This window comes from Chryseobacterium sp. BGARF1 (assembly GCF_001677955.1).
GTDB lineage: Bacteria > Bacteroidota > Bacteroidia > Flavobacteriales > Weeksellaceae > Chryseobacterium.
Genome location: NZ_LELA01000043.1, coordinates 75,997 through 88,604 on the forward strand (window position 1 = coordinate 75,997; position 12,608 = coordinate 88,604).

The 12,608-nt window shown below is 33.5% G+C and carries 10 protein-coding genes; 5 read left to right on the forward strand and 5 right to left on the reverse strand.

From position 1 onward, the window contains the following. Positions 1-32: 32 nt before the first annotated feature. The gene (locus AB671_RS08665; RefSeq protein ID WP_066678714.1) at positions 33-2,129 is read right to left on the reverse strand and encodes a T9SS type B sorting domain-containing protein; all 2,097 of its coding nucleotides are present in this window, start codon (positions 2,127-2,129) and stop codon (positions 33-35) included. Between the two features lie 132 nt (positions 2,130-2,261). Then, entirely contained in the window at positions 2,262-3,059 is a 798-nt protein-coding gene (locus AB671_RS08670; RefSeq protein ID WP_066678712.1) for a hypothetical protein, read from the reverse strand. A 198-nt stretch (positions 3,060-3,257) separates the two neighbouring features. Between AB671_RS08670 and glgP the strand changes: the two genes are divergently transcribed. Next, a complete protein-coding gene (gene glgP, locus AB671_RS08675) occupies positions 3,258-4,916 on the forward strand; it encodes an alpha-glucan family phosphorylase (protein WP_066678710.1) in 1,659 nt (552 codons plus the stop codon). A gap of 55 nt (positions 4,917-4,971) precedes the next feature. Here glgP and AB671_RS08680 read toward each other — a convergent pair whose 3' ends face one another. Further along, the gene (locus tag AB671_RS08680; RefSeq protein ID WP_066678812.1) at positions 4,972-5,436 is read right to left on the reverse strand and encodes a hypothetical protein; all 465 of its coding nucleotides are present in this window, start codon (positions 5,434-5,436) and stop codon (positions 4,972-4,974) included. Positions 5,437-5,552: 116 nt separating this feature from the next. Between AB671_RS08680 and AB671_RS08685 the strand changes: the two genes are divergently transcribed. Then, positions 5,553-7,682: a S9 family peptidase gene (locus AB671_RS08685; RefSeq protein ID WP_066678708.1), complete on the forward strand. Its 2,130-nt coding sequence runs from the start codon at positions 5,553-5,555 to the stop codon at positions 7,680-7,682. Positions 7,683-7,739: 57 nt separating this feature from the next. On the opposite strand, the gene AB671_RS08690 is transcribed toward AB671_RS08685, so the two are convergent. Further along, positions 7,740-8,042 (reverse strand): type II toxin-antitoxin system RelE/ParE family toxin, encoded by a 303-nt coding sequence (locus AB671_RS08690; RefSeq protein ID WP_157444169.1) that lies wholly within the window; start codon positions 8,040-8,042, stop codon positions 7,740-7,742. Then, complete coding sequence (locus AB671_RS08695; RefSeq protein ID WP_066678704.1) at positions 8,032-8,277, reverse strand: hypothetical protein; 246 nt, start codon at positions 8,275-8,277, stop codon at positions 8,032-8,034. The genes AB671_RS08690 and AB671_RS08695 overlap by 11 nt, the downstream gene beginning before the upstream one ends. Positions 8,278-8,360: 83 nt before the next feature. Here AB671_RS08695 and AB671_RS08700 point away from each other — a divergent pair, with 83 nt between their 5' ends. The 3 genes from AB671_RS08700 (at position 8,361) to AB671_RS08710 (ending at position 12,595) form a co-directional block, all read left to right on the forward strand. Beyond that, a complete protein-coding gene (locus AB671_RS08700) occupies positions 8,361-10,013 on the forward strand; it encodes a peptide MFS transporter (protein ID WP_066678702.1) in 1,653 nt (550 codons plus the stop codon). A 132-nt stretch (positions 10,014-10,145) separates the two neighbouring features. Further along, entirely contained in the window at positions 10,146-11,537 is a 1,392-nt protein-coding gene (locus tag AB671_RS08705) for a peptide MFS transporter (protein ID WP_066678700.1), read from the forward strand. A 68-nt stretch (positions 11,538-11,605) separates the two neighbouring features. After that, positions 11,606-12,595, forward strand: coding sequence for a YhcG family protein (locus tag AB671_RS08710; RefSeq protein ID WP_066678696.1), 990 nt, complete (start codon positions 11,606-11,608; stop codon positions 12,593-12,595). Positions 12,596-12,608 lie beyond the last annotated feature (13 nt).

Consider the following 12,608-nt stretch of genomic DNA (forward strand, 5'->3'; position numbering starts at 1 on the left):
TTTTGTTCTATTTAATCATTTAGTAATAACAATTATTCTCTATTTTTAAGCAACACCCAGCCTGAGTATTTAATTGGTGTATTTTTTTTATCATTTTCATTCCATGATACAGAATACCAATAATTTCCGGTAGGAACTTTTTTATTACCCGCAGTACCATCCCATTTATAATGATTTAGTTTATCTGCCTGAAAAATTTTGTTTCCATATCTGTCGAAAACGTTAAAAATTAAATTCTGTTTGTGTGCCAAAGCAGAATAATCTATCACATCGTTGATACCATCTCCGTTTGGAGTAATTACATTCACTAGATTTGGAACAACAATTTCTATTTCTATTGGCTCACAATCATAAGCATCTTTTACATAGATTTTATGATCACCTCTTTTCACATTCACAAATACGTTAGAATCTTGCCAAGCACCGCCATCTATTGAATATCTGTAAGGAGCTTTTCCTCCATTTACATTAATTGTTACTGTTGTATTCGAAATATCAATACTTGTAATAACGGGAAGTTCTGAAGCATATACTTTTACATTCTGCTGAATAATACAGGCTCCGGTTTTTAATTTCACCCAATACGTTCCTACACCAACATTAGAAATTGTTTGCGTTGTTTCTCCCGTACTCCATTCATAGCCATCAAAACCTGCGCCTGCATCCAAAGTGGTTTTATCTTCTATACAAATTATTTTATCTTTTAAAATAGAAGAATATACTGGAGGAATAACTTCTAATTTAATTTTTGCAATTCCATAGCATCCATTTCCATCAATAACCTTTACATACACTACTCCATTTGGAGAAATATAAGTTGTAAAGTTTGAAATAATGTTAGTTCCGTTTATTGCATCAGTAAGAGATGGGTAATACTTTTTTGTAGTCCCAGTCTGAGTGGTCACAGAGGCAGTATTAAGATCAAAAGAAGCAGTTTTAAGATTAACATCAAATATACAAGCTCTCAAGGTAGCATCGTTTACGACAACTTCTGGGTAAAAACGCAAAGTAATCACTGCATAATCTGAGCAACCGTCTGTTGTTTTCACATCCGCATAAACAACTCCTTCTGCAGAAAAATATTGACTTGGATTAGCAATTTGCCCTGTTCCTGCATTTAGATTTGCCAACGTCGGATAATAAGTTATCGTAACATTTGTTCCTCCAAAAACATTCGCCGTAGTTAAATTAAATATTCCTTGACCTTTTTTATTATTGTTACACGCAAAAATTGTCGCATCATTCGCCGTAATATTTCCTAATTTAAATTTAAAAGCACCGATTTGTCGGCAAGAATTAAGCGCATTAGCAGGGTTCGCGGGGTCCTGATAATGAATACTGTAGTAATAAGTTGTCGTTGTATTCACAATCAAAGGTGCTGTAATAGGACTTATTCCTGCAAGTGCATCATTCTGTGACATATGATAAGTAACAACAAAATTTGGGTTTCCGTTTAAAATTCCTGGAGTAAGTGTAGTGAAATCAAACAACGCAGGGCTTGTACAAATAAGAACTTCACGAGGATTAGCTGGGTTAGCAGCAGGAACTCCTGGTGGTACAAACGGATTGGGTTGCAATACCGGATCGGTAAAAGGAGATGCCAAAGTAGCCGTTCCGCCCCAAGTTAGAGAAAAAGGAGCTGTTGTACTTCCACCTGCTCCAACCCAGTTATCTAAATATAAATAATACGTTTCTCCTGCAATGACATCTAAATACCGACAATAAGGAGTTGGAGAACCTCCCGCAGCACTTAATATTGTACTCGTCATATTCAATCCTGTGGCAGCACCCACACCAATTACCGTTGCTGCATTACATCGAATAGGCGTACCTAAACTTGCACACGTAACATTTGGTCCATACATTGCCCAATCATAATCTGCATTGGGATTGGTAGGAACCAAATCAAAAGTAAGTGTTCCACTGGTAGCAATTGTTAATTTATACCATATTGAATTGTGTTCTCCTTCTGTGAGACAACCTCCCAATGTTTCATTCACCAAACCAATTCCTGTTGGATTGTACGTGATATTAGAATTTCCACAAACCGCTAAAGCAGTAGAGCAATCTGCCTGCGAGTAAAACGTTTGTGAAATACAAAAAAGAATAAATAGTAGAGTTTTTTTCATGTCTTATTTGATTATTAGTTAAAGTATATCAAATGTACTTAAATTTAATTAACATCACCAAATAATGATAAAAAGTAAATTTTAACCAACAAAATACACATATAATTAATTTATCTACATCGATTTTAGAAACTATTTGATATTAGTCATATTACCACAAAGGTTATCGAGATGAAAGATTTTATGGAAAGGGCTTTTTACTTGATTTAAATGTTCGCTATCTTGAATGAAAGTATATCTAGATGCAATAGAATTCATATCTGAGACAATTACCAGCCAACATTCATCTACAGAAGTATCATAATAAGGAAATTTTTCATTCTTTTTTTCAATCAGTTCTATGATTTTCTCAGAGCAGAGCTCATCAAAAAGACTCATATTATATTCATAAGTGATAAAAACATTTCTGCGATGAGAAGATTTTCTGATATTTTTCACACAACCGATTGGTTTTCCTTTTTTAATGCTTTTATAGATGTTTAAAATAATTTCCTCCTGATATTCGAGAGAATCAAATTTAATATTTGAATGAAATTCTAAAAAATAAACACCACGATATTTCGTAGTGTCTTCTTGCTCAAGTAATATTTCTGCCTGACGGAAAATTTTATTTAAATTGCTTTCCACTTTTTTCATTTCAAGATGATTGATCACTTCTGTCAATTCTATTCCTATCTTTTTTTCGTTAAGAGTGGCGATAAAATCAGGACTTTCGCAGGTGAGATCATCAAAGGTAACTTCCGGAAAATGGTGCATAAAAGAGTTAAGCAATAAAATCTCTGCTTTTTTCTTATATTTTTCTCGGTCATGAAGTTTAGACTCATCAATCTTTCGGTGATACTTTTCCATCGGCTTTTTTTTCAAATGTCGATTGAGGTAATACAGGCTTAGATTTTTTATTAAATCTTCATCAGAAAATGGTCTTTTCATGTGTGGTCTTTTAAAAGTTAATAATGACCCATGGTTTTCACTGTTTAGACTGAAAGTTTTTGATAATCAAAAATTTACACTTAAAGGTAATTAAAAATAAGATTCAATAGTCTCTTTTTAAATAATTTATCATAATATTAATGTAAAGTTTATTTCCTTAATTATATATTTACTTTTTCTAACACAAACAATGACTTTATGGATTTCAGAAATTTCAAAATGCCTTTTAGCATTGACTCAAAATATTCTAAAAAAGTTGCCTATTTTTCGATGGAATTTGCTTTGGAGCAGGTTTTAAAAATATATTCAGGTGGTTTAGGGTTTTTAGCAGGTTCACATATGAGAAGTGCTTATAATCTTAATCAGGATTTAATAGGAATCGGAATTTTATGGAAATTCGGATATTATGATCAGGCAAGAAATCATGATCAAACTTTGCAACCAACGTGGACAAGAAAAATGTACAGTTTTCTGGAAGATACAGGTATAAAGTTTCAAATTGAAATCCACAGCGCTCCGGTTTGGGTGAAAGTTTGGTATCTTGATCCTGAAATTTTCAACACCGCACCGATGTTTTTTCTTTCCACAGACGTACCGGAAAACGACCATATTTCCAAAACGATTTGCCATAGGTTGTACGATGCCAACGAATCTACAAAACTGGCGCAATATATTCTTCTTGGAAAAGGCGGTGCAAAACTTTTAGATGAAATGAATATCGAAAGAGATGTTTATCACCTTAACGAAGCTCACGGTCTTCCGGCTGCGTTTCATTTATTGAAAAAATACGACGGAGATATTCAGAAAGTAAAAGAAAAACTGGTTTTTACAACGCACACTCCGGAAGAAGCAGGAAATGAAAAGCATAATCTGAAATTATGCTACGACATGTCTTATTTTTCAGGTTTAAGCATAGAAGAGGCAAAAGCGATAGAAGGTTCTGATGGTGAACTTTTCAACCATTCTCTTTGTGCTTTGAAAATGGCAAGAATTGCGAATGGTGTCTCAAAACTACACGGTGAAGTTTCCAGAGCGATGTGGAGTAAATATCCCGGGATCTGTGAAATCAAATCAATTACCAACGCTCAGGAATTCAAATATTGGGGCGACAAAGAACTATACATTTCTAAAGATGAAAACAACGATATCGTTTTCGATTACCGAAAGAAAATTTTAAAGAAAAGGTTATTCAGAATTGTAGCCGATCAAACCGGAAACTTATTTGACCCCAATATATTTACAATCGTTTGGGCAAGAAGATTTGCAGGTTATAAAAGAGCAGATTTGCTTTTGCAGGATAAAGAAAGATTCAGAAAGCTACTTAATAATCCTAAATATCCAGTACAGATCATTTGGGCAGGAAAACCTTATCCGATGGATTATTCTTCAATCTCCACCTTCAACGTTTTGGTGGAAGAAAGTAAAAACCACAAAAACATGGCGGTTTTAACGGGATATGAATTGGCTTTAAGTAAATCTTTAAAACAGGGTTCAGATTTATGGTTAAATAATCCACGAGTTCCGAGAGAAGCCTCAGGCACATCAGGAATGACCGCCGCAATGAACGGTTCTGTAAACCTTTCTACGGATGATGGCTGGATTCCGGAGTTTGCTAAACACGGTGAAAATTCATTCGTTGTTCCAAAGGCAGATTACATGAATATGAGCATTTATGAACAAGACCGATATGATTTCAACAAATTATATGAAATTCTTGAAAACGAAATTCTACCAACCTACTACAATCAACCCGATGAATGGCGAAAAATACAGCAGAATTCTATGAAAGATGTGAAGCAAAATTTCAACAGCGATAGAATGGCAGACGAATATTACAGCATCATCTATAATGCATAAATAAAACAACCCCGTGAAAAACTAATTTCACGGGTTTTATTTTTAGATTAAATTTCTACGCTTTTAATTTCGAAACGCCAATTTCATAAACACAAGCGTGTTTCAGATACTTTGATCGCTCTCTTGAAGTTACCGATTCTAAATGACCGTTTTTAATAACAATAATAGGATCTTCTGTATTTTCAATTTCAAAATTGGCAAAATATCTTTCTTCGGGACCTGTTTTGTCCATATCTGCTTTTATCTTTTGAAGTTCACCTGCATACTGTTTAAAACCGGGATCAGAAGAATGTATAAATTTATATTCAGGACCTGCTTCTACAAAATAATGTAATTTTTTTTCAATAATTCCTGCTTCATTAGTGATCTGCGGATTGTCGTTTCCATCTTTAAAGGCAACTTCTATCAATTCTCCGCCTTCTTTTTGTACAAAATTTTCAGCCTCATTAAAATTTGAAAATCCTGTAATGACCACTTGATCTTTTAAATCATAACGGTTAAGTTTTTTATTAGTTTCCATAATTATTTTTATTTGATGATAAAATCTATTCAATTCTTTTGCCAAAACACTACAACAAAAGCTTTTTCTTATCAAATTAATAAAATTATTATCTTTGAAATTCTTTAAATTAAGCAATGAAAAAACTCTTACTTACCCTTACTATCATAGCAGCGTTTCAAAATGCTATGTCACAGGAAATCACTTTAGATAAAATATATTCAGGATACTACCGTGGCAAAGGCATTGCCGGAATTGCATCTATGAAAAACGGTGAAAATTATTTGGTCATCGAGCAAGGTGGAATTGCAAAATATTCTTACAAAACTTCTCAGAAAGAAGGAAATCTGGTCGATGGAAATTTTGAGAGCTACGAATTTTCTGATGATGAGTCTAAAATACTTTTATTAAAAGAAAGTCAGCCTATTTACAGGCATTCTTTTTTAGGTGTTTATGATGTTAAAGATTTAAAATCTGGTAAAGTATTAAGTTTAAATGATGGAAAACCAGTACAGGAACCAAGATTTTCTCCGGATGCTACCAAAATTGCTTTTATTGTTGATAATAATTTGTTTTATCAGGATCTAAATTCAGGAAAGATTACTCAGATTACACAGCACGGTGTAAAAAATAAAGTTTTGAATGGTTTGGCAGACTGGGTATATGAAGAAGAATTCGGTCATGCAAGATTGTATGAATGGACTAAAAACTCAGCAGACATTTTATTTGTAAAATTGGTTGAAACCGATGTTCCCGAAATTTATATTCCAATGTATGGTAAGTCGCTTTACCCGACCGAAATGCGTTATAAATATCCTAAAGCTGGAGAAAAAAACTCTGTTGCAACCGCTCATATTTATCATTTAGCGGACGGAAAAAAGATAAAAGTAAATCTTGACAGTTTTAAAAACTATTACATTCCAAATGTTATTCAGACGGCGAATGCAGACGAAATTGTTTTGATTACTTCACAAAGAACGCAAAATGCTTCTGACGTTTTGAAAGTAAATACCAAAACCGGTGAAGCAAAAAAACTATTCACAGAAACTGATGACAAGTGGATCGATACAGACAATGTAACTTTAGAATTCCTTGAAGACAACAGTTTTCTTTGGGCTTCAGAAAGAGATGGTTTCCGTCATTTGTATTGGTTTGACAAAGATGGAAAGCTGAAAAAACAGGTAACAAAAGGAAATTGGGAAGTGACAGAATACTACGGTTACAATCCTAAATCTCAGGAAATTTTCGTTCAGACGACTGAAAAAGGAAGCATCAATAAAGTGGTTTCTAAAATCAATATTCAGAATGGAAAATCGCAGTTGATCTCGAATGCAGAAGGAAATAATGCCGCAAACTTCAGCAAGAATTATAATTATTTCATCGAAACCTCTTCTACAGCAGCAAAACCTTACACTTTTGTATTGAAAGACGGTAACGGAAAGCAGTTGAAAGAACTTCAGAATAATGACGATCAGCTTAAAAAATTACAGGCAGATCAATTTGCAGTAAAAGAATTTATTACGATTCCTAATGCTGCAGGAGATCAGATGAACGCTTGGATCATTAAACCTAAAAACTTCGATCCGAATAAAAAATATCCATTATTTATGTACCAATATTCTGGTCCCGGATCTCAACAGGTTTCTAATTCTTGGGACAACGGAAATGCACTTTGGTTTGAAATGTTGGCTCAAAAAGGATACATCATTGCTTGTGTAGACGGACGTGGAACTGGTTATAAAGGGGCAAAATTCAAAAAAGTAACCTATAAAAACTTAGGAAAATACGAAATTGAAGATCAAATTGTAGCTGCAAAATGGTTAGGAAATCAAAAATATATTGACAAAACAAGAATCGGAATTTTCGGATGGAGCTTCGGAGGATATATGGCAAGTTTGGCAATGACCAAAGGGGCAGATGTTTTCAAAGCAGGAATCGCTGTTGCACCGGTTACCAACTGGAGATATTATGATTCTGTTTACACCGAGAGATTTTTATTGACGCCACAGGAAAATCCGGCAGGTTATGATGATAATTCGCCTACAACTTATGCTAATTTGTTGAAAGGTAAATTTTTATTAATTCATGGAACAGCCGATGACAATGTACATTTCCAAAACTCTATGGAATTTTCTGAAGCTTTGATTCAAAACAAAAAACAGTTTGATTTTATGGCTTATCCTGATAAAAACCACGGAATTTACGGTGGACAGACAAGACCACAATTATATCAAAAAATGACAGATTTTATTTTGGAGAATCTTTAAGATTTTATCTGAATTAAATAATAAAAAAATCCGAGTCTCCCATAAGATTCGGATTTTTTATTTTCTGTCTTTCCATTGTTCAGGATTTCTTGAAGTGTGGAAAACAGAATATATTTCAATTAAATTTTTCTTTTCGTTGTAGAAGTAATGAATTCCAAAAGGATATTTCTTAAGAAAGACAATTCTATTATTGTCATATCTAAGTTCACAAGCTAAAGGGTTTTCTTTTATAAATTTGATTTTAGAACGAAACTCTTTAAGAAAATTATCCGAGAGTTTTTTATCAATTTTTCTGTACCAATTGTTGATTTCTTTTAAATCATTTTTTACAAAATGGCTGTACATTAATTTAGTCGCCACTTTCTAAGTCATTTAAATAATCATCCATTTCAGACTCAGAAACAAAACTTTCAGGGTAAGTCTGTGAATATTTTATTCTTTTCCTTACTTCATTTTTTTGCCATTCAGGAACTTCATATTGCTTTTCTTTAAAATATTTATATTTCAGAAAATCAATAAAATCATTTACTTCATACAGAAACTCTTTAGGTAAGGTTTCCAAATTACTTTCAATATCTTTTATAGTGATTTCCATCTCATTAAATTTTACTCAAAGTTAATAAAATTCAATTATTATCTTAAAAATTTTATATTTGTGAAATTGTAAAAATCTTATACATGAAAACCAAACATCCTAAAGGGCTTCCCTATCTATTTTTCACAGAAATGTGGGAGCGTTTCGGCTATTATTTAATCCTCGGAATTTTTGTACTGTACATGATCGACAGCGAAAAAGGCGGATTAGCTTTTGACGATAAAAATGCTGATGATATTTTCGGAACTTTTATCGCATTGACTTATTTAACGCCATTTTTAGGTGGATTTTTAGCCGACAGAGTTTTAGGATACATCAAAGCAATCTACATTGGTGGATTCTTGATGGGATTAGGGTATCTCGGAATTGGTTTCTTTAAAGAATTACCTTTATTTTATGCTTCATTAGCTTTAATTATCATTGGAAACGGATTTTTTAAACCAAGTATTTCTACATTGTTAGGAAATTTATACAACGAAGAACCTTATAAAGCGAATAAAGATGCAGGATACAATATTTTCTATATGGGAATCAACATTGGAGCTTTTGTGTGTAATATTATTGCTGCTTTCATGCGTAACAAATACGGATGGGGACCGGCATTTATGACAGCGGGAGTCGGAATGTTTGTAGGACTTTTGGTTTTCACCATCGGAAGACAGCATATTCTTCAGGCAAATGTTTTGAAACCTGCACAAGAAGGAGACACCAAAATTTCTGATGTTTTGGTGAAAGTATTTTTACCTGCAGTCATTTTTGGATTAGGAGGATGGTTTATTCCAAATAATATTTTCGGAAGCGACAGTACAGATGCATTTATTTTTGCTTGTGTTCCGGTAATTTATTTCTACGTCATGCTTTACGTAAAGGCAAATGCAGAAGACAAAAAACCAATCGGAGCATTATTGGCAATTTTTGCCGTAAGCTTAATGTTCTGGGCTGTTTTCAAACAAAACGGAACCGCTTTAACGCGTTGGGCAAATTACTATACAGACAGAACGGTACCGGCTCCTTTAGAAAAACCTTTAGAATCAATTTATCTAGTTGACAAAAAAGATTATTTAGATAAAGAAGTTTCTGTCTATGACGACCAATATCAGGTAAAAAAAGACGAAAATGGCAAAGCTTTAAAAGAGCAAGGAAAAGATATTTATTTCAGAAATGTTTCTGCCGCCGACAAAGCAAAACTGGAAGCTAATCCTTCACAAACGGTAAACCTTTACAACACAGAATTATTCCAGTCTATTAATCCGGGTTGGGTAATTTTATTGACTCCCGTTGTCGTTGCATTTTTTATGATGCTTCGCAAAAAAGGGAAAGAACCGAGTACTCCTTCAAAAATTGTTTTAGGATTATTTATTTCAGCATTATCTTGTTTGGTAATGGTAGGTGCAGTTTATGCCGGGCAAAACGGTTTAATAAAAGTATCTGCTTTATGGTTGGTTGCAGCATACGGAGTAATCACAGTGGGAGAACTTTGTCTTTCGCCGATGGGATTATCTTTGGTCTCTAAACTTTCGCCGCCAAGATTAACCGCTTTGATGATGGGTGGATTTTTCCTTTCAACATCAATCGGAAACAAACTTTCCGGAGTTTTAGCGAGCTTCTGGTATGACTATGACAATAAAGCTAATTTCTTCATTGTAAATTTTGGATTGTTGCTTCTAGCTACTTTACTGGGGCTTTCAATATTAAAAAGACTTAATAAAATCATGAAAGAAAAGGGAGTGAATTAATCTCCTGAAATTCGAAATAAATAGCCGTAGATCATTCTGCGGCTTTTTTATTTTAAAAATAAAATTAAAACCTTGCCAAAAACTCAAAAAAAACTATATTTGTGGGTCTTAACAGAAATTTAACAATCAAATATGGATACAGTACAGAAGAAAGGACATCCTAAGGGTTTGTACCTATTGTTCTTCACCGAGATGTGGGAGCGTTTTTCTTATTATGGAATGCGTGCAATTTTGATCCTTTATTTAACTAAGAAATTAATTGAAGGAGGATTAGGAATGGATGAGCAGAATGCCACACTTTTATATGGCTATTTTACAGGGCTTGTTTATTTTACACCACTTATCGGAGGTTGGCTTGCTGATAAATTTTTAGGAAAACGTCTAGCAATTACAATCGGTGGTATCACCATGATGATTGGTCAGTTTGTTTTATTTGGAATGAATACTACAACAGGGCTTTACATCGGTTTAGCTTTACTAATTATAGGAAATGGTTTCTTTAAACCTAATATTTCCACATTAGTGGGTGGTTTATATCCTGATGGTGACGACAGAAGAGATTCTGCATTTTCTATCTTTTACATGGGAATTAACTTAGGGGCATTAATTGCACCTTTTATTATCGGTTATTTTACCGATAACCTTTTTGCAACGACCAATGCAGACGGATCTATCGCGTACGGTTACAGATATGGTTTCTTGGCTGCCGGAGTCGGAATGTTCTTAGGACAAATCGTATTTAATACTTTTGCGCAAAAATACTTGGGAGATCTGGGTTCTAAACCTGTTAAAAACTCTTCTACAGATGAAAAATCTACAGAAGCAACTTCAATTAACCCTGTTACAGGAAAACCACTAACTAAACCTGAAGAAGGACAAAGAATTACAGTAATCTTTATTTTATTCTTATTTGCAGTATTCTTTTGGGCTGGTTTCGAACAGGCTGGATCGTCTTTATCTTTATATACAGATAAATTTATCAACAGAAATGTTTTCGGATTTGAAATCCCAACATCTTGGTTTCAGTCGGTTAACCCTATTTTCATTGTAACATTAGCACCATTATTTGCAATATTCTGGAGTTCTAAATTAGGTAAAAAACTTTCTACCCCTGTAAAAATGGGTGTTGGTATGATCATCTTAGGAATTGGTTTCTGGTTTATGCTAGGAGCCGTTGCAGAAAGAAATGCAAACGGAGACATTGCTGATATCGCGAACAAAGCGGGAATCATGTGGTTAATCATGACTTACTTACTACACACAATTGGTGAACTTTGCCTTTCACCGGTAGGTTTATCTGTAGTAACTAAATTATCTCCACCTAAATTAGCTTCAATCTTGATGGCGGTTTGGATGTTATCTTCTTCAATTGCCAACTTCATTGGAGGATTCTTGGCTTCAATTGTAGAAACTTTAGGAGCTGGGCAAGTATTCACTTACATTTCAGGATTTGTAATTGTTTGTGGAATATTACTTCTTTTATTAAGCAAGTACATCAGCAAAATGATGCACGGCGTAAAATAAAAACTATTTTCATCAAAATAATAATTAAACCTCTGATTTTTTCAGAGGTTTTTTTTTACATTCGTATAATGGAAGTTTCTGAAGATTCTTTGTTTCAATCCATAAAGGAAATTATTAATCAATCGCGCGAAAGGGTATTTCGTATTGCGAACTCTACCCTATTATTAACGTATTGGCAAATCGGACAATTAATCATTGAAGACGAACAAAAAGGAAAAGAAAGAGCCGAATACGGAAAATATACTTTAAAAAACCTTTCAAAAAACCTCACTTTAGAATTTGGGAAAGGTTTTGATGAAAGCAATTTGAGGAATATGCGCTCTTTTTACAATATATTTCCAATTCGTGACGCAGTGCGTCACGAATTGAGCTGGACTCATTACAGATTGCTTTTAAGACAAGAAAATGATCAAAAGAGATTATATTATCTCAATGAATCTATTCAAAATAACTGGAGCTCAAGAGATCTGAAAAGACAAATCAATTCTCTTGCTTATGAAAGAGTTTTACAGCATAAAAAATCCTCACATGAGACCATTCACAGCGTTTTAAAAGATCCCTATATATTTGAATTCTTAGGATTAAAAGCAAACGAAAAAATTTCAGAAAAAGAAATTGAAACTGGAATTATCGATCATATTCAAAAGTTTCTTTTAGAATTCGGAAAAGGTTTCGCGTTTGTTTCAAGACAGCAACATATTTCCACAGACACTTCAGATTTTTACATAGATTTAGTTTTCTATAATTACATTCTGAAATGTTTCGTTATTATTGATTTAAAAACGGGAGAACTTTCGCATCAAGACATCGGTCAAATCGATATGTACGTAAGAATGTATGATGATCTGAAACGAAGCGAAGATGATAATCCAACTATTGGAATTCTTTTATGTTCTGAAAAAGACGAAACTATTGTAAAATATTCTGTTTTAAATGACAAAAACAATCTATTCGCAAGCAAATATTTATTGTACCTTCCGAAAGAGGAAGAATTAAAACAAATCATTGATCAAGACAGAATCCGTTTTGAGCTTGATCAGCAAGACAAAAAACAATAATCATAACTGATTT

What these genes read in the sequence shown, in the direction of transcription:
- glgP (WP_066678710.1), top strand. Translation starts at nt 3,258, where the DNA reads ATGGATTTCAGAAATTTCAAAATGCCTTTTAGCATTGACTCAAAATAT.
- AB671_RS08665 (WP_066678714.1), bottom strand. Translation starts at nt 2,129, where the DNA reads ATGAAAAAAACTCTACTATTTATTCTTTTTTGTATTTCACAAACGTTT.
- AB671_RS08695 (WP_066678704.1), bottom strand. Translation starts at nt 8,277, where the DNA reads ATGGAAATCACTATAAAAGATATTGAAAGTAATTTGGAAACCTTACCT.
- AB671_RS08685 (WP_066678708.1), top strand. Translation starts at nt 5,553, where the DNA reads ATGAAAAAACTCTTACTTACCCTTACTATCATAGCAGCGTTTCAAAAT.
- AB671_RS08680 (WP_066678812.1), bottom strand. Translation starts at nt 5,436, where the DNA reads ATGGAAACTAATAAAAAACTTAACCGTTATGATTTAAAAGATCAAGTG.
- AB671_RS08705 (WP_066678700.1), top strand. Translation starts at nt 10,146, where the DNA reads ATGGATACAGTACAGAAGAAAGGACATCCTAAGGGTTTGTACCTATTG.
- AB671_RS08700 (WP_066678702.1), top strand. Translation starts at nt 8,361, where the DNA reads ATGAAAACCAAACATCCTAAAGGGCTTCCCTATCTATTTTTCACAGAA.
- AB671_RS08670 (WP_066678712.1), bottom strand. Translation starts at nt 3,059, where the DNA reads ATGAAAAGACCATTTTCTGATGAAGATTTAATAAAAAATCTAAGCCTG.
- AB671_RS08710 (WP_066678696.1), top strand. Translation starts at nt 11,606, where the DNA reads ATGGAAGTTTCTGAAGATTCTTTGTTTCAATCCATAAAGGAAATTATT.